Source organism: Nostoc sp. FACHB-133 (assembly GCF_014698055.1).
Lineage (GTDB): Bacteria > Cyanobacteriota > Cyanobacteriia > Cyanobacteriales > Nostocaceae > Nostoc.
In genome coordinates this window covers 1-23,470 of the sequence record NZ_JACJSH010000009.1, presented here as the reverse complement: position 1 = coordinate 23,470, position 23,470 = coordinate 1, and the positions used below count along the sequence as shown (strand labels likewise).

The window sequence follows — 23,470 nt, the reverse complement described above, 5'->3', positions numbered from 1 at the left end:
TTTGCAAGAAAGACTTAAGCGTTTCTTATACATGAAAGAGTGTTTGTTGCAAAGTATTAAGCATTTTGCTGCAACGGCTTATACATTTGCAAGAAAGACTTAAGCGTTTCTTATAAATCAAGCAACATTAGTTGCAAACGTTTAAATTTTTATAGTCTGAAGCGTAAGAGCGATCGCCTATAAACAATAAGGATGTTACCATATCCTTCACCAGCTGAATCTCACTTATGAAATTAGTTTGCTCCCAAAGCGATCTCAGTACAAATCTCTCACTCGTTAGTCGTGCAGTACCTTCACGACCGACTCATCCAGTACTTGCCAATGTGCTGTTGCAAGCGGATGCTGAAACTAACCAAGTAAGCTTAACAGCCTTCGATCTCAGCTTAGGAATCCGCACCAGCTTTAATGCAGAGGTATGGCAAGGAGGTGCGATCGCACTTCCTGCTAAGTTACTTGTAGATATCACCTCCCGTCTTCCAGAAGGCGAAATCACTTTAGACGATGAATCAACCCTCACAGGTGCAACATCTGGTGGAGAAGGTTTAATAGTTACACTCACACCCAAAAGTGGACATTATCAAGTCCGAGCAATGGGGCCGGAAGAATTTCCTGAACTACCTGTAATTGAAAATACAGAAGTAATTTATCTCACCACCGCCGCATTAGTTGAGGGATTACGGGGTTCATTATTTGCTACCAGTGGTGATGAAACTAAACAAGTACTCACGGGAGTGCATTTAACAGTTAAACAAGATACCCTAGAATTTGCAGCTACTGACGGACATCGCCTAGCAGTGGTAGAAACTAGCAACGAGCGTCCTTTAGGCGGAACGAGTCAACTAGAGGTGACAGTACCAGCAAGAGCATTACGCGAACTCCAAAGGATGCTAGCTCATAGCGCCTCATCAGATGAACCTGTAGCTTTATATTTCGATCAAGGTCAAGTTGTGTTTGCATGGCAAAATCAACGCTTGACTAGTCGCACATTAGAAGGGCAATATCCTGCTTATCGACAATTGATTCCGCGTCAATTTGAACGACAAGTGACAATTGAACGGCGACAATTTGTCAGCACTTTGGAACGAATTGCTGTGCTAGCAGATCAGAAAAATAATATTGTCAAACTTAGTATTGATAGCAAAGCTCAAGAAATTACCTTATCTTGTGAAGCTCAAGATGTGGGTAGTGGTAGAGAGTCAATGCCGGCGCAGATATCTGGAGAAAACATTGAAATTGCTTTTAACATTAAATATTTGATGGAAGGCTTGAAAGAGTTACCATCTTCCGAAATTCAAATGCATCTAAATCAAAGCCTGACTCCAGTTATTTTTACACCATTGGGTGGTTTGAAAATGACCTATTTAGCTATGCCTGTGCAACTGAGAAGTTGAAGGAGGCAGGGGGTAGGGAGCAGGGGGCAGGGGAGAAGAACAGATTCAAACCTCTTTCTCTTTATTGAGATGTTGTTTAGAAAATGTTATATAACACCCTAACAATTGTTGAGCAAATCATTAAATTTAGCACTTTCGTCGTAGGGGCAATTCATGAATTGCTCCTACGACAGATATAGTTCAAATACATGAAAACTGCTGTAAAAGGATTTGGAGATAAATAAAGACGGGTTGCAGCCCGTCTAAAAAATAGCTTGAAAGTGCAAATACACCTTGTATAGTTATTAAAAATAACACAGTTAATTTGCTCAGAGTTGCCAATTTGCCAAGTGGCTTTCCATATTTGCGGGCTGTCCCTGCCCTCTTGCTCCCTGCCCCCTTGCTCCCTGCGTCCTTCTCCCTGCCTCGTTCAAGTGAAGTTAAAGCAGATGCCCAGCCTACAAGAATCATTCCTTAATTCAGCAAAACCCGCAGTTTTGGAGCCTTCCCTAGTATAAAAGTAGTAATAATTGCCCTTAAAAAATATTGTTTAGTCTAAATCAGTCATAGTAGAATTTACAGCTACTGCATACAAAAGCTTCTCTAAGTGTTTTACCAGAGCGGCGAAGTTGTATTCGACTCAACCAGCAGCTAAGATCAAGGTTTATAAGCATCAAATATGAACGTTTTACTTCTATACCCCCTTTTTCCAAAAAGTTTTTGGTCTTTTGAAAAAACACTGGCTTTATTAGACCGTAAAGCAATGCTACCGCCTTTAGGTTTGGTAACTGTAGCCGCGATATTACCTCAAGAATGGGAGTATAAACTAGTAGATCGAAATGTTCGTGCCTGTACGGAAGCAGAGTGGGCTTGGGCCGATTTGGTTATTATGTCGGCGATGATTGTGCAAAAAGAGGATTTACTCTGTCAGATATTAGAAGCAAAACGCAGAGGTAAACGGGTAGCTGTGGGTGGACCTTTCCCGACAGCGTTACCAGATGAAATGACATCCGCCGGAGTGGATTACTTGATATTGGACGAAGGGGAAATTACCCTACCCTTATTTGTAGCAGCGATCGCACGGGGCGATCGCACAGGCATTTTTCGCTCTGGCGGTGAAAAACCCGATGTTACCAACACTCCCACCCCTCGCTTTGACTTGCTAGAGTTTGAAGCTTATGCGGAAATGTCGGTGCAATTTTCCCGTGGATGCCCCTTCCAGTGTGAATTCTGCGACATTATTGTGCTATACGGTCGCAAACCTCGCACCAAAAACCCAGAACAGTTATTAGCAGAACTTGATTATCTCTACAAACTGGGTTGGCGGCGCAGTATTTTTATGGTGGATGACAACTTCATCGGTAATAAGCGGAATGTCAAATTATTTTTGAAGTCTCTTCTGCCCTGGATGGTAGAACATAACTATCCCTTTTCTTTTGCGACAGAGGCTTCAGTTGATTTAGCCCAAGATCAAGAACTGATGGACTTGATGGTAGCGTGTAATTTTGGAGCCGTTTTTCTGGGAATTGAAACCCCCGACGAAGAAAGTCTCACTTTTACTCAGAAATACCAGAATACCAGAGACTCGCTCAGTGATGCGGTGAATAGGATTACCCGCTCAGGGTTGCGAGTTATGGCAGGTTTTATCATTGGGTTTGATGGCGAGAAAGTAGGAGCCGGGGCGCGAATTGTCAAGTTTGTTGAGCAAACAGCAATACCCACTGCCTTATTTAGTATGCTGCAAGCGCTTCCAGATACAGCGCTTTGGCATAGATTAGAAAAAGAAGGACGACTCCGCAATAAATCAGCCAACATCAACCAAACTACGTTGATGAACTTTGTCCCAACTCGACCGTTAGAAGACATCGCTCGTGAATATGTGCAGGCGTTCTGTGATTTGTATGAGCCAGAACGGTTTTTAGAGCGTACATACAAACACTTCCGGCTTTTGGGCGAAGCAACCTACCCGAAAAAGGGCAAAGCTGCCAAGAAACCATTGAACTGGAAAGTACTCCGAGCGTTTCTAATCATTTGCTGGCGGCAAGGTGTACGTCGTCAGACGCGCTGGCAATTTTGGCGCAACCTGTGGAGTATGTATCGGCATAATCCGGGTGGGGTGAGTAGCTACTTAGCCGTTTGTGCCCAAATTGAGCATTTCTTGGAGTATCGCCAAATTGTTCGGGATGAAATTGAGGCTCAAGTGGCTGATTTTCTGGAAGCAGAAGCTAGGGTAAAACCTGAAGCGCAAGTGATGGTTAATTCCTAGTAAATTAAATTTGCAATACCTTGCAATACGGTTTGGTTAAGGCAAGAGACGCGATAAATCGCCGTCTTTACAAAGGACTGATTATTGTAGAGACGGCGATTTATCGCGTCTTTGTGATCGTACAATGCATCCCGATACAATGTCCTATTGGTATAAGTGACCATGCCACTCGATAATTTGGAGATTAATGAAGCGATCGCAGTACAATTTGCTCAATTAGTACTGGATTGTATTGAGCGGGAGTATCCTAACAGTATTCTGCGTTGGGCTGAGAGCGACGAGGATATAAAACCACCGCGTCAATTGACTCCTGCTTTTTATGGCTGCTTAGATTGGCATTCAGCCGTACATGGTCACTGGTTGCTGGTACGTCTGCTGCGTCACTTTCCTGAAGCCTCTTTCCATGCAGCGTCAAAGCAAGCACTTGGGCAAAGCCTAACACCTGAGAAAATTCAAGGAGAGATTGCCCATTTTCAACGGCGACCCTTTTTTGAATTTCCTTACGGTGTGGCCTGGTTCCTGCAACTGGCTGCGGAACTTCACGAGTGGAATCATGCTCAAGCGAAAGAATGGCGGGTTGTATTAGAACCGCTAGAAAAGTTGATTGCTGATAACCTACAGCGCTGGATTAACGAACTGATACTGCCAAATCGCACAGGGGTACATAGCCAAACAGCTTTTGCACTTGGTTTGATGCTAGATTGGGCAAGGATTACCGAAAATACTGATTTTACTCAGTTATTGGAGAATAAAGCACGGCAATTTTATCTTAGCGATCGCAACTACTCGTTACAATTTGAGCCACTTGGCTATGATTTTCTCTCTCCTGGACTTGCTGAAGCAGACCTGATGCGGCGAATTTTGCCAACAACAGATTTCACTGACTGGCTAACTGATTTTCTGCCACAAATACCCATTGATAATTCAGTAAATTGGTTAGAACCTGCCAAAGTAGATAATCCTCAAGATTATATGCAAGCCCACTTCTATGGTCTTAATCTCAGTCGTGCTTGGATGCTTGATGGTATCATCTCTGGATTGGCAAATAGCGATCGCCGCATAAAAACACTCCGTTCTGCTGCTCTTCACCATCGTCAGCATGGACTCACAGATGTTGTAATTGAACATTATGCAGCTAGCCACTGGCTAGGAACCTTTGCCGTTTACCTCTTAACGAACCGTGGGTTGCCCCTCATCAGTGCTGAGAGACGCGATTAATCGCGTCTGTACAAAAGTTAGGAGTTATTATTCTCCCCATTCCCCATTCCCCATCCCCCATGCCCAATCCTTAAAAGATGCCAAGTAAATATGCCTTAGCTGACTGAGACTGTCAGGATCATAGAGTAAAGAGTAAAAGGCAATCTATTTTGACTTTTAACTTTCTCCTTTTGTTCAACTTCCACAACGGGAGGTTTAATCTTGACTAAATTAAAAGTTGGTATCAATGGCTTCGGCCGAATCGGACGACTCGTGCTTCGCGCTGGCATCGATAATCCCAATATTGAATTTGTGGGCATTAACGACCTAGTACCACCAGATAACCTTGCTTACTTATTAAAGTACGACTCAACCCACGGTCAATTAAAGCACAAGGTTGAAGCCAAGGAAGACGGCATTCTCATTGACGGACATTTCATTCCTTGTGTGTCGGTGAGGAATCCAGCAGAGTTACCTTGGGGAAAATCAGGTGCAGATTATGTCGTGGAAGCCACCGGACTTTTCACTGACTACGAAGGAGCCGCAAACCACCTAAAAGCAGGTGCAAAGCGCGTGGTAATTTCTGCTCCCACCAAAGATCCAGATAGAGTTACGACTTTACTTATGGGTGTCAATCATCACCTATTTGACCCCAGCAAAGATATCATTGTCTCCAATGCTAGCTGCACTACAAACTGTCTAGCTCCCATAGCTAAAGTCATCAATGACAACTTTGGGTTGACTGAAGGGTTGATGACCACCGTCCATGCCATGACTGCCACTCAGCCAACTGTAGACGGACCTAGCAAGAAAGACTGGCGGGGTGGTCGAGGTGCAAGCCAGAATATTATTCCCTCCTCCACAGGCGCAGCTAAAGCTGTAGCACTGGTTTTACCAGAATTGAAGGGTAGATTGACTGGTATGGCATTACGAGTTCCGACTCCCGATGTCTCTGTAGTTGATTTAACTTTTAAAACTGCTAAAGCCACTAGTTACAAGGAAATCTGTGCTGCTATGAAAGAGGCTGCCGCAGGTTCCCTAGCAGGTATTTTGGGATACACAGATGAAGAAGTAGTTTCCACAGATTTTCAAGGCGATACCCATTCTAGTATCTTCGACGCAGGTGCTGGAATTGAGTTGAATTCTAACTTCTTCAAGGTAATTGCCTGGTATGACAACGAGTGGGGCTACTCGAATCGCGTGATTGACCTGATGTTGTCTATGTCACAAAAGGAAAAACTCGCTTCTACAGTTGCTGTGGTTTAATTGGTCATTTGTCATTGGTCATTGGTCATTGGTGATTAACTTTTGACTTTTGACCGTTGACTTTGGGGATTTGGGTCAAATGGTAAATACACTTAAAACAAAACGCAATCTAGTATTTTTATTTAGCAAACCAGTGATATGAAGCACATGTGAATTTGGATGCGAAGTCTCTTAATTACGAATTACGTTAGCGAGTCCGCCAGCGTCATTACGAATTACGAATTGGTATAAACCATCCAAATTTGCAGGTTACTCCTCAACCCCTAATCCCTATGCGTCGAACCAAAATCATTTGTACTGTTGGGCCGGCTACTTCTGCACCCGAAAAGCTACAAGCTTTAGTAGAAGCTGGTATGAATGTGGCACGGTTGAATTTTTCTCACGGGGCTTATGAATTCCACGCCCAAACTGCTCATTATCTCAGACAAATTAGTAATGAGCGGCAAAAGCCCATCGCAATAATGCAAGACTTGTGTGGGCCAAAGATTCGTTTGGGAACTTTGCCACCGGAAGGTTTAAATTTAGAAGCTGGTAGTGAAGTTACTTTTGTTTTACAAGAAAAGGGTGAGAGTATTGACGAACTACCCCTACCATTGCCGACTCTGTTTGCAATGGTGCGACCAGGTGAACCGATTTTAATTAATGATGGTCGCGTCAAGTTAATTGTTACCGATCGCGATGCCGATCGCATTCGCGCCCAAGTGAAAACTGGCGGGTTAATTTCCACACATAAAGGAGTAAATCTACCACAAACTCCTTTACCTGTTAGTTCCATCACCGAAAAAGACTTACTGGATCTACGCTTTGGGATTCAGTTGGGTGTAGATTGGGTAGCGGTGTCCTTCGTCCAATCGCCACAAGACTTAGAACCCGCCAAGCGCATGATTGAAGCGGCTGGTGCTTCCATCCGCTTAATTGCCAAAATCGAAAGAGCAGAAGCACTAGAAAACTTTGATTCCATTCTGAAAGTTGCCGACGCAATTATGATTGCCCGTGGCGATTTAGGAGTAGAAGTGCCAATTCACGAAGTACCCCTCATTCAAAAAGATATTATTCGCCGTTGCAATCGTGCTGGCAAACCGGTGATTACAGCCACCCAAATGCTAGAGTCGATGATTAGCGCCCCCGATCCCACCCGCGCCGAAGCAACCGATGTTGCCAACTCCATCTTAGATGGTACGGATGCAGTCATGCTTTCTGGTGAAACAGCTGTCGGACAATATCCTATCGCCGCCGTCCAGATGATGCACAATATCGCCGTGCGGACAGAACAAGCTCTAGATGAGGGTAGCAAACACGCCTGGTGTCATGAAGCAGGTAGTCTCAGCGTTACCGAATCTGTAGCAGAATCCGTGTGTCGCATCGCTTATGAAACAGGTTCACGGGCAATTCTCTGTAACACTTCATCAGGAAATACAGCGAGAATGGTGTCTAAATATCGGCCGACTTCTCCCATTATTGCCCTCACCTCCGACATTACCGCTTATCGCCAACTAGCGCTTTCTTGGGGTGTGGAAGCTTTGCTGATCCCACCAGTCCACCATGCTGAAGAGATGTTTACCAATGTGGTGAACACAGTTGTAGATATGGGTCTAGCGAATAAGGGCGATAAAGTAGTGATTACCTCTGGTGTTCCAATTGGTAAATCGGGCACAACTAGTTTAATCAAAGTGCATTCCATTGGACAGCCAATATCGGCATAAGCCACTTAGAATAAGGCTGTGGCTCAAGATAGTAAGCAAAATTGGGCAATGATTCCGAAAAATTGCCAGAATCAGAATTGAAGGAACTAAGGACTGGGGACTGGTGACTGGGAAGATAAGGAAGAGAATAATAACTCTTGTACAGACGCGATTAATCGCGTTTCTACTTCTAACTCAGCACTCAGCACTCGCTAGGGAATAAGTAAATCCTGTAACATTCATCATGGAGTCTTTTATGTCTAAGAATTTACTAGAACAATTGCGAGAAGTGACTGTTGTGGTCGCGGATACGGGGGATATCCAGGCAATTGAAAAGTTCAAACCCCAAGATGCCACCACCAATCCTTCTCTGATTACTGCTGCGGCGCAAATGCCAGAATATCAGGGAATTGTCGATCAAACTTTACTGCAAGCGAAGAAAGATGCTGGAGACGGAGCCACCCAAGCACAGATAGTTTCTCTAGCTTTTGACCGTTTAGCAGTTGCTTTTGGATTAAAGATTTTACAAATTATTCCCGGTCGTGTGTCTACAGAAGTAGATGCTCGCTTGTCCTACGATACCGAAGCTACTCTGACTAAAGCACGGGATTTAATTGCCCAGTATAAAGCTGCTGGAATTGGCCGCGATCGCGTTTTAATTAAAATCGCCAGCACTTGGGAAGGTATTCGCGCTGCGGAAATTCTTGAAAAAGAAGGTATTCACTGTAACCTTACCTTGTTGTTTGGTCTTCACCAAGCGATCGCCTGTGCAGAAGCCGGCGTTACTCTAATTTCTCCCTTCGTCGGTCGGATTCTTGACTGGTACAAAAAAGATACCGGACGCGATAGCTACCCAGCAACCGAAGATCCAGGAGTTTTGTCTGTCACCAAAATCTACAACTACTACAAGAAATTCGGCTATAAAACCGAAGTTATGGGAGCTAGCTTCCGTAACCTTGGTGAAATTACTGAACTTGCAGGTAGTGATTTGCTAACCATTTCTCCATCACTTTTGGCTGAATTGCAGTCAACTGTTGCAGAACTGCCACGCAAACTTGACCCAGCCAAGGCAGCAAGTTTGTCAATCGAAAAGATATCTATTGACAAAGCTAGCTATGACAAAATGCACGCTGCTGACCGCATGGCAACTGACAAACTAGACGAGGGCATCAAAGGTTTCACTAAGGCATTAGAAGACCTTGAAAAACTTTTGGCAGACCGACTAGTTCGCCTTGAAGGAGAAGTAGTAGCAAGTCATTAGAAGATAACAATAGTTAGTGGTTAGTGGTTTAATCACCAACCACTAGCCATTAGTTAGCGGTATCAGCCTTCCTCAATAACGACCTCGGATAATGCTGTATCGTCCGTAGGGCTGCCGTCGTTGGATAAACTGCCGTTGTCTTAACTGCTCCCGTCGTCGGATATTTTGGTATCGTCCGAAAGGCTGCCGTCGTCGGATATTTTGGTATCGTCCGTAGGGCTGCCTCTGTCGGATAATCTGCCGTCTTCGGATCATTCGGTATCGTCCTGGCCGCCGTTGAGCAATTAAAAGCTCTACAGTTTTATCTCCAATTAGGTTAGCTTCTGGTGCGGCGCTCTGTTCATTGCGAGCATTATTTAAAGAAATATCTTTTGCTTCAGCTAATGAGGGCGGATACACAAAGGCACATAGCAATAGCGCTATTGAGGATAACTTCCTAAGACCTTTCATGTTTTTGCTTCTACTAGACTTTGGTAATAACTTTATTAAAACACCTGAAAGTCTGCAAATTACCCCTTATACACTTTTTTAAACTTAAATTTGGTATTAAATCCTGTATTTAAATTTCAATCTTATGGATAATTGCAAATTATATCAACCTGTGTAATAAAGAAGTAATCGTCTAGCAAAATATGATTTTTTTCAATAGGCATATTAAAAAATGACCTAATACTCCGTCTCAAGTTAAGAAAGATTTACACATTACAATAAAGTTCAGTTAGAGGCGATTTATAAACTAAAAATACAATTCTTGTAGTGGCATGGCAAGACTAAAATAGTGCATTAGACGTAGGTTGGGTGAAGCGGAGCGCAACCCAACATATATCAGTTACTACAATTTTTTTGCAACGTTTTAGCCTTGCCACGCCACTACTTAGGATTTACTTTATAAATCAATACGGTTCAAAGCGCTACTTGTACAAAATCGTGGGTTTTGAGACGCGATAAATCGCCGTCTCTACAAGTGTTTTGGTTTTATCTGAACTGTATTACTTGATAAATGGTCTCTTAGAGAACAAAATACTAACTTGTGTAGTTTTGATTGATTCCCAAAACCCAACTTTATTATAAGACTGATTAGGTTTTGCTATTGCTCAACCCAACCTACAAATTTATAACTCTTTTAACTACACAAATCGGAAAATAAACGGGTAGCGGTACGACACATTCGGATGGTTTAGAACATTGATAATGGCAATAATTGGCATAATAAAACTGACCACGCCCAAAGCAATCAATAACAAAATACCAATTCCCACAACAGTCAACAATGCAAAGATAATTGCATAAATATAAAGATTTATATGAAAATTGAGTGATTCTTTGGCATTGCTTTTAATAATCGGGTCATTACTAATTAACAAAATTGCAATCGGTATGCCAATGGAGATAATCGTAGAGCTAAAAAATATTGCTCCGTGGCTTAGGGCTGATAAAAGCTTGCGTTGCTGAATGTCTTCCATGCCACAATTCCTCTTTTAGAGACTTAAATAGTGACTATTACTGGATGTCACTGTAGTTACGATCTGATATTAGCGTTAGTTAATCACTCTCTGCACAAACCACCCTAAGACACTCAATCCCAACAATAAAGGCGTTAACCAATCACCCCAACGCACATATAAAGTTTGTGTCTGTCGCCGATAAATTGTTTCAGCATGAGTTTCGTAAGTATTATATCCAGACATCCACAAGGTTCTCCCATGAGGATCTACAAAGGCTGAATAGCCAGTATTAGTTGCCCGTGCTGACCAGCGATCGGTTTCAATTGCCCGCATGATATCCTGTGCATGGTGCTGGAATGGCATGGATGCAGTGTAATGGGCATCGTTAGAAGAACTGAGGATAAATTGCCCACCCGCCACAGCTTGACGGCGAAATTGTTCAGGAAAAGCAGATTCGTAACATATACTAGCGATCGCACGACCAAAAGGAGTGTCAAATATCTGATTTGCTGAACCGGGAACTTGGTGTGCCTCCAAAGGCGACAAGCGTTGAATTAACCCGCCGAAAATCCCTTCAAAGGGAATATATTCTCCCAAAGGTACGAGTTTTGACTTATCGTAGCGACTGACAATTTCACCCTTACTGTTGAAAGTAAACAAGCTAATTGTATAACTGTCTCCTCGTTCGCCAAAAGCCCCAATCCAAGCAACTACACTTTTTTCCTTCACTGCTGCGACTAAGGCAGTTCCCAACAAGTTGCGTTGGAAAATAGGTAAGGCTCCTTCTGGTGTGAGAACTGCATCTACACCTTGGTCTGCTAAAGTTAAATACCCATTAGTGTAATTTTCTTGGGCGCGACGAAAGCCTTCGGAACTTCGTAAAAGTCGGTTCGGGATATTACCCTGAACAATCCCCACTTTTAACGCTGCTTCTGGGGGTTGGGCAATGGGACGACTGTATAAGAAAAAACCGATGAGGTGTAAGGTAATTAATAATCCTATGGCGGCAACTAAGTATTTATTAACGAACCGCAGAGGCGCAGAGAACACGGAGGAAATGTTCTCTGCGCCCTCTGTGCCTTTGCGGTTTATCCATCCTTCAGCAATTAACCCATTTACAGCAACAATTGCTGCTGTTACAGTATTAGACCCAGAGAGTTGACCTAGATGTACAATTACGAGATTGTGCGGACTTTGAGTGTAAGCAAGTGAACTCCACCACAGAGGGCCAGCACTCCAAAGGCTCTCTAAGGCGCACCAGACGGCTGTACCAATAAGTACACGTAACCACGGTTTTTTCCCACCCAGGCGAACCATTACAGCCGCCCAAATAGTAAGGAATACCCCACCCAAGACACTGATAAATCCCCAACAAAAAAGCGTGATTGCCAAGCTTGGCAACCAAGGAACGCCCAACCATGTCATTGGATGAATTCCGGTAATCCAGAATAGGGCGACACCGTGAAAACCAATACCCCACAGGAAAGCCGGGGGGAATTGGTTTTTACCTTTGGCTGAAGTTACAACTAGCACCCATAAGGGAACTATGGCAATCCAAGCCAGGAACCATGCACCTACTGGGGCTACGGTTAGCCCCATTAAAATGCCGCTAGCTAAGGCAATTAAATAAGGGAGTAAGGTGGTTAACCTCTCTCCCTGCTTTTTATTCTGCTTCTTCTGCATCGGCAGCATCAGGTGGAACTATTGCTACTCCGGTAATAGCGTCATCTTCGTCTAAACGCTGCACTCTGACTCCAGTTGCCGATCGCGATTGGATAGAAATTGCATTTACCGCTTGACGGATGATAATACCGCGATTTGTCACCATCATGATTTCATCATCATCATTGTTGACAATGCGTAGGGTTGCCAACTTGTCTTTAGTTTTGCGGTTTTTGAACTTGGTTGCCATTAAACCTTGACCAGCACGATTTTGTAGTCGGAACTGGGCAACGGGTACGCGCTTACCATATCCTCCCATTGTAATTACCAACACCCAAGGGCCAACAATGCCACTGCTAGGCACTTCTACTGACTCTTCAGTAGTTTCGGTAATTTCGATATCTTCTGTTTCGATTGTTTCGATTGCTTCGATATCTTCTGTTTCGGCTATTTCAGCTTCTGTAACATCCAAAGTTTCAAGAATTGCTGCGGGTAGAATATCCATACCCACCAGTTCATCTTTATTTTTGAGTTTCATGGCTTTCACCCCACGAGTCGCCCTACTTAAAGGACGCAGTTGTTCGTGGTTGCACCGGAAGTTAATCGCCATTCCGTTACGAGAACCAATGATTACACTGTCCTCGACTCTGGCGCGTCGCACCCAGCGCAGTTGGTCGCCTTCTTCTAAGGAAATGGCAATCAAACCATTGGCACGAATATGACTAAAGGCTGCCAATTCGGTTTTCTTGATATTGCCGCCCTTAGTGAGCATGACCAGATATTCTTCGTTGCTAAACTCGTCAACGGGTACAATCGAGGTGATTTTTTCCTCTTTGGGGATGGGTAACATCTGGACAATTGGTGTCCCGCGACTGGTACGCGAACTCGCTGGAATTTGATACGCTCTCAGGCAATAAACAACACCACGCTCACTAAAGAATAAAATACTGTCGTGATCGCAGCAAGTTAAGAAATGCTCAATGGTATCATCATCTTTTACCTTGGCTGCGGCTTTACCTCTGGTAGCACGGCTTTGCGCTTCAAAGGTATTAACTGGCATCCGTTTGATGTAGCCTTGCTCTGTCACCAGAATTATCGCTTTTTCATTGGCAATTAAGTCGCGATCGTCTAATTCCCCTTCCCCTGGTAAAATCACCGTGCGGCGGGGTGTGGCAAAGTTAGTTTTCAGTTGCCCGACTTCGGTTTCAATGATTTCTAGCACTCTCTCCCGGCGTGCCAAAATATCTTGCAAGTCGGTAATTTTTGCTTGTAATTCGTCGTGTTCCAAACGAATTTTGTCTGCTTCTAAGGCAGTTAATCGCCGCAATTGCATCTGCAAAATCGCATCTGCTTGCACTTCCGAGAGTCCATAAGTTGTGATTAATTCGCCTTTGGCTGTCGGCGCATCGGGCGCATGGCGAATCAAGACAATAATTGGATCTAACTGTGACAGGGCAATTAATAACCCTTGGAGGAGATGATCGCGTTCCTCGGCTTTCCGCAGTTCGTAGCGGGTGCGTCTAGCAATGGATTCGATGCGAAAATCTAAGAAGACGGTTAAAAACTGCTTGAGGGTGAGTACTTGAGGTTCGCTATTCACCAACGCCAGCATATTCGCCCCAAAGTTGGCTTGCAGTGGCGTTTGTTTGTAAAGGTTGTTCAGAACGACGCGGGGATAAGCATCACGTTTGAGTTCGATGACAACTCGCATCCCGTCGCGATCGCTTTCATCCCGGATATCTGCGATGCCCTCTAGCCGCTTTTCGTTCACCATTTCGGCGATTTTTTCAATCAGCGCCGCTTTATTGGTTTGATAGGGCAATTCGGTGATGATAATTGCTTCTCTATCTGGCCGTCCCCGTTGTTCAACGGTTTCAATGTTAGCGACACCACGCATGGTAATAGAACCACGCCCAGTAGTGTAAGCTTCTCGAATCGCAGATGTCCCCAAAATTTGCGCCCCAGTTGGAAAGTCTGGGCCGTGGACATACTGCATTAATTCGAGATCGGTGATTTCGGGATTGTGGATTACAGCCACCAAAGCATCAATCAATTCGCCCAAATTGTGGGGGGGAATGTTGGTTGCCATGCCCACGGCAATCCCAGAGGAACCGTTGAGCAATAATTGGGGAATCCGTGCCGGTAAGACTGTGGGTTCTTGTTGAGAACCGTCGAAGTTATCGGCAAAATCTACAGTTTCATACTCAATATCGTGGAGTAAACCAGCGCTAGTTAAAGCTTGTAAGCGACATTCTGTGTACCGCATGGCGGCTGGCGGATCGTTGTCTACCGAACCGAAGTTACCATGTCCGTTAACTAGGGGCGATCGCATGGAAAAATCCTGCGCCATCCGCACCAAGGCATCATATACTGCTGTGTCGCCGTGGGGGTGATATTTACCTAATACTTCCCCCACCACACGGGCGCATTTCTTAAAGGGGCGATCGTGGAGCAGACCTAGCTCGTGCATTGCGTAGAGAATGCGACGATGCACAGGTTTTAGACCATCCCTGGCATCTGGCAACGCCCGACCCACTATCACGCTCATGGCGTATTCCAGATAAGACTGCGACATTTCGGTTCGCAAATCTATCGGGATAATCCTCTCCTGTGAGGTTGTCATAACCTAAAAATCTCCAAAAATCGTAGATTTTAGCTTGTTTACTCAACAAAGCGCAAAATTATTCTAAATTACTCTTGAATAATTGCCATAATTTGATATAATTCTAGCATAATATTGCCATTTTTTGCCTAGGCAGCTAATCCAAAATCTCTAGTGAAAGAAGATATAATAACTTACATTTGGGAAGCTTTTAGTTATTTAACAAGAGCAGTGAAATAAAAGGTTGATTAGCGCAAATTCGCCTAACTTGAAACATGACAGAGTAAAGTTAAGAAAACAATCTAAAATTGGCTTTATCAACTCTTACTTTGATAACCGTTATTTACTATAATTTTTGCTTACTCAGGTCTTAAAAATAAAAGCGTAGTTGATAATTTCTACTTGAAAGAAATAGCAAAATTGGAGAAAGGCTACCAAGACGCAATTAAAGGAAGACTTGTAGCAATTCGTATTTATAATCGACAAAATATTTTGACGTAAAGGAGAGGAAATTTTGGCAGCAGTCCGAGTCCGCCAGCATGTTAATCCACTTGCTAACAAGTATCAAACACCAGCAAGTCCCCTTGAGTGGGAAAAAATTTATGCAAAGCCAAATCAACCACTACATTTAGATATTGGCTGCGCTAAAGGACAGTTTTTATTAAATATGGCCCAAATAGAACCCAACTGGAATTATCTCGGCTTAGAAATTCGAGAACCGTTGGTAAAAGAGGCGAATAAGTTACGTTCGGAGTTGGCTTTAACAAATCTGCACTACTTATTTTGCAATGTGAATAATTCACTGCGATCGCTGTTATCTTCTCTCCCTCCAGGAAGTTTACAGCGTGTGACAATTCAATTCCCCGATCCTTGGTTTAAAACCCGCCATGCTAAACGCCGTGTAGTGCAACCAGAACTAGTGGCAGAATTAGCCAGTTATTTGGCGGTTGGTGGGGTTGTATTTGTGCAATCAGATATGGAATTTATCGCGGTGGAAATGCGCGATCGCTTCGCCGCCCACCCAGCTTATCAGAAAGTTGGAACAGAAGAATGGTTAGCAGAAAATCCGCTACCAGTCCCTACAGAACGAGAAATAGGCACACAAAAAAAGGGTGAACCTGTTTATCGGGCTTTGTTTGTCAGACGAGAAGTTGTGAATGAGGGGTAGTAAGGCAATACAGTTCAGTTAAGCATTTCTTTCTTCTCTTTGCGTCCTTTGCGTCCTTGGCGGTTCGTTAAAAAGATTGACTTTGACAAAGAGCTTTAGCCTTAACTGAACCGTATTGGGTAGTAAGGGAGTTCCAACTAAAAAAACATCTCATCGCTTTGGCGAACAGGGGAAGTAGGGGGCGCTGGCGTTGCAGGAGAGGAAGAATCGAATGATTATCGTCGCTCCCAAAATTGAATAATTTAATTTCTGGAAGTCCCTAACAAGCAATTCCTTTGGAGAAACTTTGCTGCATTCTTTAAATGTATATAATTTAACCTAAATCACTTAACTTATATGCTTAAGCTTCTAGTAAAGGAAGGGTGACGGTAAAGGTTGTACCTACTTCAACTTGACTATTGACTACAATCTTGCCTCCGTGTGCATCGACACATTTTTTGACAATCGCTAGTCCCAAGCCAGTACCTGGAATGGTTCCAACATTGTCAGCACGTTGAAAAGGCTGAAACAGCCGTTTTTGGTCTTCTTGAGGAATGCCAATTCCCGAATCTTGAATTCGGAAAATTACTGTTTTTTCCTGACCAATTAATTCAAAACGCACTATACCGCCCGGTAGTGAATACTTGATCGCATTGCTAAGTAAATTGCCTAAAATATGCCGCAGCAAGCTTTCATCCCATAATGCCTCGTCTAATTGCCCACAACTGGCGAACACCAAAGTTAGATGCTTCTCATTTGCGATCAATCTAACTTCTTCGACCATTTGGCGGCAAAAAGCTTCTAAATCTATACAAATGAGTTCATACCCCAGTCTGCCAGAATCAGCTTTGCCGATGAATGTAACTTCATCCAATAGCTTTGCCATATTTTTGATCGCCGAACGAATCATTTGCAAATGATTCAGTTTTTTCTCTTTGGTCAATCTTTCATCCTGGTTTTGTAGCAAACCAGCAGCCAAGAGAATAGTATTTAGGGGATTGCGGATGTCATGGGAAAGCATTGAAACAAATTCAGATTTGAACTGGTTAAGTTCATTGGCTTTCACCAGTTCCGCAGTTCGTTCTTCAACCCGGGTTTGTAATGTTTCATTGACTGTGCGTAATGATTCTAAAACCTGCTTGCGCTCGATCGCATAACGCAAAGAGCGAACCAACACATCCACATTTACCTGGCGCTTGACTAGATAATCTTGTGCCCCCTGCCGCACTGCTTCAATTGCCAGTTCTTCGTCATTTGTATTGGTTAGGACAACAATCGGTATACTTGGCGCTTGGCTAATCAGAGGAGGTAGAGATGATAATCCTTGGCTGTCAGGTAGAGTTAAATCTAATAAAATAACATCATAATTACATTGACTGAGTTCCTGAAATGCTTCGCCCAATCGCTTTACATGAACCAAAGTAAACTCTTGGGACTGGGCTTGTGCCAGAAACTCTTGTAACAACCTCGCATAAGCTAGGTTATCTTCAATTAATAAGATTTTTACTGAGTAGCTCACAGCCATAATCTTCGGGTTTCACCCCCTATTGCTCCTCTATCTTGTCATTTGTCATTTGTCATTATTTCACCTTGTCCCCTTGTCCCCTTGTCTCCCCCTGCCCCCTTTTCTCCCCCTGCCCTCTACCTCACTCCGATGGTAGCGTTACAGTAGAGAGCCAAAAATCTTCGATACTCTTGACGATTTGAAATAATTGGTTCAGGTTGCGAGATTTAGTGATATAGCAATTCACATGTAAATCGTAGCTGTGAAAAATGTCATCCTCATTTTTTGAGGTTGTTAACACAACAACTGGAATACGCTTTAGTAGTGGGTCGGCTTTGATTTCCGCCAGCACTTCTCGACCATCTTTTTTAGGCAAATTCAAATCCAATAGAATGAGGTCAGGGCGTAGTGCATCAGCATATTCACCTTCTTGGCGTAAATAAGCCATAGCATCTATACCATCCCTGACCGTTACCACCTGGTAGGGCACTGAACTATTTTTCAACGCTTCTTGGATTAAGCGAATGTCAGCTTTATTGTCCTCGACCAAAAAGATGGTTTTGTGTTTTTCTCCCGTTTCTACGCTCAAGTTCGCGTCCTCCAACTGGAATCGTAAAGTAGAAGGTTGCGCCTTCACCCAGTCCTGACTCTACCCAAATCCGCCCTCGGTGACATTCGACGATCTTCTTACAGATGGCTAAACCCATACCTGTACCAGTATATTCATCCCGCGTGTGTAAGCGCTGAAAAATTACAAAAATGCGATCACTAAATTTTGGGTCAATGCCAATTCCATTATCCCGTACTGAGAACAACCATGCGTCTTCTATCCTTTCTGCTCCCACATGAATTTGTGGCGGCTGATCGCTGTGGAACTTAATGGCGTTACCGATGAGGTTCTGGAATAGCTGCATCATTTGGGTGCTATCAGCCATTACTGTTGGTAAGGGATCGTGGGTGATAATAGCGCCAGTTTCATTAATGCGTTGACGCAAATTGCCCAACCCTCGATTTAAGGCTGTCTCTACCTCGGTCATTTGAAATGCGATCGCCTGCATATCCACTTTCGAGTATGCCAGCACGTCATCAATCAACGTCTGCATCAGGCTAACTCCCTGCACAGCGTAGCTAATAAACTCTTGGGCATCTTCGTCAAGTTCTTCGCTATAGCGCATCTCTAACAGCTGCACGTAATTCACAACTTGATTGAGTGGTTCTTGCAAGTCATGGGAGGCGACGTAGGCAAACTTTTTCAGTTCGGCGTTAGAACGTTCTAAATCTTGGGCTAACTGGGCTAGTTCATCGGCTTGACGCAGCACAATATTTACAATTGCTTTCCGCAGTTCCAATGCTGCTTTAACTTCTACCTCTTTCCAAGGTAAAGATGTTAAGCGAACCGTTTCTTTCCACAGTTCAAATGATTTGCGTGGACATAAACGGACATTTCCTTCTGATTGGTTAACTTCAAACGCCTTATTAGGATCGCCACCCCAATTTACAGTTTGAATTACTTCTGGTCGGAACCACAAAACATAAGTCCGCTTGGCGATAGGAATCGCTAACAAACCGCTAGCGACATTTTTAAAGCTTTCTGCATCTGGATAAATCTGTGGCAAAGAATCTGTATAGAAGACTTCTTCTTCAACATTATTCTTTAGCCATTGGACTAAAAAATTCAGGTCTTCTTCTCTAGGTGTTTCACCAACTACCGTGCAATTTCCCGCAAAACAGACAGCCGCACCTTGAGCGCTAGCCAAATCTAAAAGATGCTGCGGGTTTTTAACTAAACCATCAATAAAGTTTTCTTCTTGAGACATATATTCAATCAAGACTGATTGAAGGTGTGTCAGATTTATCCGGTGATAATAATCTTCTGTCTCTTCTCTAGCTGAGATTTCTGCAAATATTACTCGCCCTAAAAATTCGCAAGCTTTACGCAATTCGTAGGAAACATATTTTGGGGATTGATGATGGCAAGCAATTAGTCCCCAGAGTTTTTGGTCTTTAATTAAAGAGATAGTCAGCGAGGCACCAACACCCATATTATGCAAATACTCTGTATGACAAGAAGCAGCACTTCTGAGAATAGAGTTGGTTAAATTAATCGGGCGATCGCTAATTGGATTATTGACAGGAAAAAGTTTGACTGGCTGAGAATAAGCATCAGGTATAATTCTGATCGAATTGGCAGCAAATAATTTTCTCGCTGGTTTGGGAATATCTGATTCTGGGTAATGCAGCCCTAAGTATGGTTCTAGGCTTTCTAGTTTGTCTTCAGCGACAACGGAACCATGTCCATCATCATCGAATTTATATAGCATTACCCTGTCAAATTCCGTTATTTTCCGAACTTCTTGAACGATAACTTGACAAAAGTCACGGAGATTTGCTGTTTTTTCTAGTTGATTAATAGAGGCTCTAGCTAGATGATAAAAGCTTAAAAATGGAATATTTTCTTGAGTAATAGCAGGTTCTAATTCCAGAATTAAAAACCCTTCTGTATTGCGGTGAAATATTGCATCAAATACTATGTAGTCATCACCTTTTTTTCGTACCCAAACTTTAGTGGGATTGATGAAATCAAGATTTTCCCCAGATAGCCCTGTTTTAATTCTCTCTATTTGAAAGGGATCAAGTAAATCTTCTAGTTTTTTGTGCAACATATTTTCGGGAGTAATTCCGAAAATTTTTAATGTATTAGTGCTAACTTGTAATATTTTTAGCCCCGGCTCCTCCAAAACTAACAGGACACCATGAGGCTGAATTTGGCTAGAAATATGAATTGGTGCCTCTTTCAAGCTAATTAAATTAATACCTGGGAATTGTAAGTTCATTTCCATGAAGATCCTCCTCTGTTGTCCGGGAGCATCAAAACTAGAATATCTAGAATAACGGATAATGATGAATGTAAAAAAATAAGTTTACATTCAGCATTTTTACTTAGTATCTAATTTCCCATGCCCTGATGTTGCGTTTTGCAGGCTTACTCTCATCTGCTTACGCTTTGAAAAGTCTAACAGCCAGTAAACTTACATAGGGATAATAAATGTGAAAACTATGTGATTAAACAATCATGTATATGTGTAGCTATGTTAAGTTTATAAATGAGTTTAGGAGTCATTATTCTTACCAAAACCCCTTTTAATCAAATCCAAGAGTTGAACCACATCCGCAGTTTATAACCGTCAGGGGAGAGGGGTAAACCCAAATAAATAGGCATCCAGAAAATAAAAGCAGCCAGAATAATAAAAGTAATGGTGACACCTAACGCCCGGAGTTGTTGATAATAGCTGCGAAGACACTGATCGACAAACCAAGCGATCGCTAAAAATACAAATACTACTGCACACATATAATGGTATATGAAAACGCACCTCGTCACTTTTACCCAAGGTGCTAAATTAGCAGCATAATTTATAACTAAATACAAACCAATCCAAGTATCAATACTAAGAGTTGCAGGTACTAAAAAACGCTTTTCTTTCACCCAAGGCATTACGGCTTGTGACACCAGCATCCCTACTAAAAACAACATAGCAGCAACACCAAACCACCACAAAAAGGGATTGCCCATTGCATGGACATCATAAATAACTTGTCCAGCACCAGCAGGTAAAGGTGGCCCCATGACAGGTAATGGTTCAGTGATACTTTCAGCCGTTTGATAATAATATGCCATTGGTCGAATCATCAAAGGCCATTTATACCAGGCAGCACAATAAGGATGTACATCCGAACTATTACCACCTAAATGCAAGTGAAATTTCAAAATTTGCTGATGTACTGCAATAAATCCATAAGTTTTATCTAGCTGAAGGTGAGGAATCCAGATGATGCTATAGATAAAAGCTGGAATTATTCCTAGATAAAATAACATCTGGAAAATATTTAGCTGAGTCAAGTTTTGTAGTGGTGACTCAGATGAGGGAGATGGTATAAATGGTGGAGAATAAGTACTAATTCCTACCTCCTGGCTCCTGAATTCTGCCGACGCTCGCGGACTCGCTACCGCTTCGCTATCCTGGCTCCTGCCTCCTGCCTCCTCCTCCAATGAGGGGGATTTAAAAGAGAGTTTGGCGTTAGCAAAAGAATGCGTTCCCTGAATTACCCAAGCTACTATCCAAATAAGATAAGCACCTGATAGGAACCATAAACCGTTCCACTTAGTACCGACTGACGCACCAAAAGCAATGCCAGCAAAAACTAACCAAAATGAACGTCGCCGATTTTGCTTATCTAATGCTAATAAGAAAAACCAGTGTCCTAATAAACCAAAGATGACAATATAAATATTACTTAAAGCATAACGAGATTCAACTAGAAAAAGGCCATCACATGCAGTAAACAAACCAGCAAGCAAAGCAAAGCTACGGCGATAACTCAATTGATAAGCGATCGCAGCTACAACTAAAGGGATAAATGAGCCAGTAAGGGCATTGAACCACCGATAAGTCCAAGGCGATCGCATTGAACCCGTTAGCCCATTTACTGTATCGTGCCAAAAAGGAATGTGACTACCAAGCCAAATGCCGATGCCAATCATATATTGGCTTAACGGCGGATGAGCATTAAAAAATGGTGTATGCGTGAGATAATTATTACCAAATTTGGCAAAGTAAACTTCATCAAATACCAGAGTATTGAATCGCTCCAATCCCCAAAACCTCAAGGCGAGTGAGAGGATAAATATACCCAACAGCCCAATTCGGAACCATTTTTTAGTCATTTGTCATTTGTCATTTGTCATTTGTCACTGGGCATTAGGCATTGGGCATTGATAAATAATCAATAAATAGTTAGTTTTTCTTCCCCTGCTTCCCCTGCTACCCTTACTCCCCCCTACTCCTACTCCCCCTCTACTCTTCAGGTGCATCTAGTTGGAACAGGAGTAGTTCAATACCGTAATACTTATTTGTCCGCCCTATTGGTTTCATACCCAATCGTTCTGTTACACGGATTGAAGCATGATTTTCTGGCTTTACTACAGCATAAATCACTGGCAAGTTCAAAACACTAAATCCGTAGTTGAGCATAACTCGTCCTGCTTCTGTTGCATACCCTTTACCCCAAGAAGCTCGCCGTAAGTGCCAGCCTACCTCATAATCTTGAGTGAGTAAACCATCTTTGTCAGGTAATTGTTCGAGAAGGATAGTTCCCACAATTGTTGTAGTTTCCTTTTCGACAATTGCCCAAGATCCATTACCATTGTCGTCAATTAAACGCAGACGCTGTGACTCAACACTTGTGATGCGAGAGCCGAGAAAGTGCGTAACTTCAGGATCATTATAAATTACAAAGGCTTCCTCGGCATCGCGTTCAGGTATCCAACTGCGAATAATTAAGCGTTCGGTTTCCAAAAGATTTGCCATCTTGCTTTTGACTAAACTAAATAGCCATTCTGCAAAATACTAAGATACTTATGGTTGAGCAGTCAAAAGTTTTGTAGACAATTACACAAACAAAATATGGCGATCGCTATATTACAAGCAGTGATCCAGAAGTTCAACCACTATTGGTTATGCAATCGCAAATTCTGAATCTTTCCGCAGTTCTTCAGACCGGAATCCCAACACAATCCGATCCTTTGGTATCCCTGCCTTCACCAATTCCGTTGCCACTCCCTCTTCAGTGCCATCACGTTGAATCCAAATTTTGCCATCTATAATATCAATGTGAATTAGACAGCCGTGAACGCGACGCGTTGCAGTTGGAGAGAGTTCTGGCACTGGCTCTCGACCAAGAATCATTACCAAATATCGATCCTGTTCTTTATCAAAAATAGTTTCATGCTGAATATCACTGTAAGAGTAAGGAATTTTCGTGTGTTCAGTAAGAATGGTGCAAATTAGCTGTCTGTATTGTTCCAGAGTATCCATCGGACTATAACCTCTCGCTTTGGATTGAAAACGATCAGAGGAATTTTGTAGTCTTCCAATATAAGTTTACCAAGTGGTTCTTCCTCAAAAATGATACTGCTGGCGAAATATTGCTTAACCTACCGACTGAGCCATAAGCTTTGCAAATTGCGAAGTTCGCGTGGTCGCTTGTGGAACACCGGACAGCCAGTG

Annotated in this window: 17 protein-coding genes; 7 read left to right on the top strand and 10 right to left on the bottom strand. The window is 42.9% G+C overall.

Features of this window, described 5'->3' with window-relative positions; genetic code table 11:
• The first annotated feature begins 227 nt into the window (after positions 1 to 227).
• The 6 genes from dnaN (at position 228) to H6G86_RS09760 (ending at position 9,042) form a co-directional block, all read left to right on the top strand.
• A complete protein-coding gene (dnaN, locus tag H6G86_RS09785; RefSeq protein WP_190934157.1) occupies positions 228 to 1,391 on the top strand; it encodes a DNA polymerase III subunit beta in 1,164 nt (387 codons plus the stop codon).
• 658 nt (positions 1,392 to 2,049) lie between these two features.
• Entirely contained in the window at positions 2,050 to 3,636 is a 1,587-nt protein-coding gene (locus H6G86_RS09780; RefSeq protein WP_190934156.1) for a B12-binding domain-containing radical SAM protein, read from the top strand.
• A gap of 162 nt (positions 3,637 to 3,798) precedes the next feature.
• The gene (locus H6G86_RS09775; RefSeq protein ID WP_190934155.1) at positions 3,799 to 4,854 is read left to right on the top strand and encodes a DUF2891 domain-containing protein; all 1,056 of its coding nucleotides are present in this window, start codon (positions 3,799 to 3,801) and stop codon (positions 4,852 to 4,854) included.
• 201 nt (positions 4,855 to 5,055) lie between these two features.
• Complete coding sequence (gap, locus tag H6G86_RS09770; protein ID WP_190934154.1) at positions 5,056 to 6,099, top strand: type I glyceraldehyde-3-phosphate dehydrogenase; 1,044 nt, start codon at positions 5,056 to 5,058, stop codon at positions 6,097 to 6,099.
• A gap of 272 nt (positions 6,100 to 6,371) precedes the next feature.
• Positions 6,372 to 7,802 carry a pyruvate kinase gene (gene pyk / locus H6G86_RS09765; protein ID WP_190934153.1) on the top strand — a complete coding sequence of 477 codons (1,431 nt, stop codon included), beginning with the start codon at positions 6,372 to 6,374 and terminating at the stop codon, positions 7,800 to 7,802.
• Positions 7,803 to 8,037: 235 nt separating this feature from the next.
• Entirely contained in the window at positions 8,038 to 9,042 is a 1,005-nt protein-coding gene (locus H6G86_RS09760) for a transaldolase (protein ID WP_012406860.1), read from the top strand.
• A gap of 72 nt (positions 9,043 to 9,114) precedes the next feature.
• On the opposite strand, the gene H6G86_RS09755 is transcribed toward H6G86_RS09760, so the two are convergent.
• The 4 genes from H6G86_RS09755 to gyrA all read right to left on the bottom strand — a co-directional run bounded on the left by H6G86_RS09755 (position 9,115) and on the right by gyrA (position 14,772).
• The gene (locus H6G86_RS09755) at positions 9,115 to 9,492 is read right to left on the bottom strand and encodes a hypothetical protein (RefSeq protein ID WP_190934152.1); all 378 of its coding nucleotides are present in this window, start codon (positions 9,490 to 9,492) and stop codon (positions 9,115 to 9,117) included.
• 677 nt (positions 9,493 to 10,169) lie between these two features.
• Positions 10,170 to 10,505, bottom strand: coding sequence for a DUF4870 domain-containing protein (locus H6G86_RS09750; RefSeq protein ID WP_190934151.1), 336 nt, complete (start codon positions 10,503 to 10,505; stop codon positions 10,170 to 10,172).
• Between the two features lie 75 nt (positions 10,506 to 10,580).
• A complete protein-coding gene (gene lnt / locus H6G86_RS09745; RefSeq protein ID WP_190934269.1) occupies positions 10,581 to 12,170 on the bottom strand; it encodes an apolipoprotein N-acyltransferase in 1,590 nt (529 codons plus the stop codon).
• The gene (gene gyrA / locus H6G86_RS09740) at positions 12,151 to 14,772 is read right to left on the bottom strand and encodes a DNA topoisomerase (ATP-hydrolyzing) subunit A (protein WP_190934150.1); all 2,622 of its coding nucleotides are present in this window, start codon (positions 14,770 to 14,772) and stop codon (positions 12,151 to 12,153) included. The genes lnt and gyrA overlap by 20 nt, the downstream gene beginning before the upstream one ends.
• A 493-nt stretch (positions 14,773 to 15,265) precedes the next feature.
• On the opposite strand from gyrA, the gene trmB reads away from it, so the two are divergent.
• Positions 15,266 to 15,919, top strand: coding sequence for a tRNA (guanosine(46)-N7)-methyltransferase TrmB (gene trmB / locus H6G86_RS09735; protein ID WP_190934149.1), 654 nt, complete (start codon positions 15,266 to 15,268; stop codon positions 15,917 to 15,919).
• A gap of 340 nt (positions 15,920 to 16,259) precedes the next feature.
• On the opposite strand, the gene H6G86_RS09730 is transcribed toward trmB, so the two are convergent.
• From H6G86_RS09730 to H6G86_RS09705, 6 genes are all read right to left on the bottom strand, one after another.
• Positions 16,260 to 17,423, bottom strand: a complete 1,164-nt coding sequence (locus H6G86_RS09730; RefSeq protein ID WP_190934148.1) for a hybrid sensor histidine kinase/response regulator — start codon at positions 17,421 to 17,423, stop codon at positions 16,260 to 16,262.
• A gap of 121 nt (positions 17,424 to 17,544) precedes the next feature.
• Positions 17,545 to 17,991 carry a response regulator gene (locus H6G86_RS09725; protein WP_114080291.1) on the bottom strand — a complete coding sequence of 149 codons (447 nt, stop codon included), beginning with the start codon at positions 17,989 to 17,991 and terminating at the stop codon, positions 17,545 to 17,547.
• Positions 17,936 to 20,242 carry a sensor histidine kinase gene (locus H6G86_RS09720; protein ID WP_190934147.1) on the bottom strand — a complete coding sequence of 769 codons (2,307 nt, stop codon included), beginning with the start codon at positions 20,240 to 20,242 and terminating at the stop codon, positions 17,936 to 17,938. The genes H6G86_RS09725 and H6G86_RS09720 overlap by 56 nt, the downstream gene beginning before the upstream one ends.
• Positions 20,243 to 20,547: 305 nt before the next feature.
• Positions 20,548 to 22,128 carry a dolichyl-phosphate-mannose--protein mannosyltransferase gene (locus H6G86_RS09715; RefSeq protein ID WP_190934146.1) on the bottom strand — a complete coding sequence of 527 codons (1,581 nt, stop codon included), beginning with the start codon at positions 22,126 to 22,128 and terminating at the stop codon, positions 20,548 to 20,550.
• Positions 22,129 to 22,258: 130 nt separating this feature from the next.
• Positions 22,259 to 22,771 (bottom strand): GNAT family N-acetyltransferase, encoded by a 513-nt coding sequence (locus tag H6G86_RS09710; RefSeq protein ID WP_190934145.1) that lies wholly within the window; start codon positions 22,769 to 22,771, stop codon positions 22,259 to 22,261.
• A gap of 147 nt (positions 22,772 to 22,918) precedes the next feature.
• Complete coding sequence (locus tag H6G86_RS09705) at positions 22,919 to 23,278, bottom strand: XisI protein (protein WP_190934144.1); 360 nt, start codon at positions 23,276 to 23,278, stop codon at positions 22,919 to 22,921.
• Positions 23,279 to 23,470: the final 192 nt, after the last annotated feature.

Excerpts from the sequence above, each read along its gene's own strand:
- H6G86_RS09705 (WP_190934144.1), bottom strand. The coding sequence starts at position 23,278 with ATGGATACTCTGGAACAATACAGACAGCTAATTTGCACCATTCTTACT.
- H6G86_RS09775 (WP_190934155.1), top strand. The coding sequence starts at position 3,799 with ATGCCACTCGATAATTTGGAGATTAATGAAGCGATCGCAGTACAATTT.
- lnt (WP_190934269.1), bottom strand. The coding sequence starts at position 12,170 with ATGCAGAAGAAGCAGAATAAAAAGCAGGGAGAGAGGTTAACCACCTTA.
- H6G86_RS09715 (WP_190934146.1), bottom strand. The coding sequence starts at position 22,128 with ATGACTAAAAAATGGTTCCGAATTGGGCTGTTGGGTATATTTATCCTC.
- H6G86_RS09710 (WP_190934145.1), bottom strand. The coding sequence starts at position 22,771 with ATGGCAAATCTTTTGGAAACCGAACGCTTAATTATTCGCAGTTGGATA.
- H6G86_RS09720 (WP_190934147.1), bottom strand. The coding sequence starts at position 20,242 with ATGGAAATGAACTTACAATTCCCAGGTATTAATTTAATTAGCTTGAAA.
- H6G86_RS09730 (WP_190934148.1), bottom strand. The coding sequence starts at position 17,423 with ATGGCTGTGAGCTACTCAGTAAAAATCTTATTAATTGAAGATAACCTA.
- pyk (WP_190934153.1), top strand. The coding sequence starts at position 6,372 with ATGCGTCGAACCAAAATCATTTGTACTGTTGGGCCGGCTACTTCTGCA.
- dnaN (WP_190934157.1), top strand. The coding sequence starts at position 228 with ATGAAATTAGTTTGCTCCCAAAGCGATCTCAGTACAAATCTCTCACTC.
- H6G86_RS09750 (WP_190934151.1), bottom strand. The coding sequence starts at position 10,505 with ATGGAAGACATTCAGCAACGCAAGCTTTTATCAGCCCTAAGCCACGGA.
- H6G86_RS09755 (WP_190934152.1), bottom strand. The coding sequence starts at position 9,492 with ATGAAAGGTCTTAGGAAGTTATCCTCAATAGCGCTATTGCTATGTGCC.
- H6G86_RS09780 (WP_190934156.1), top strand. The coding sequence starts at position 2,050 with ATGAACGTTTTACTTCTATACCCCCTTTTTCCAAAAAGTTTTTGGTCT.
- gyrA (WP_190934150.1), bottom strand. The coding sequence starts at position 14,772 with ATGACAACCTCACAGGAGAGGATTATCCCGATAGATTTGCGAACCGAA.
- H6G86_RS09760 (WP_012406860.1), top strand. The coding sequence starts at position 8,038 with ATGTCTAAGAATTTACTAGAACAATTGCGAGAAGTGACTGTTGTGGTC.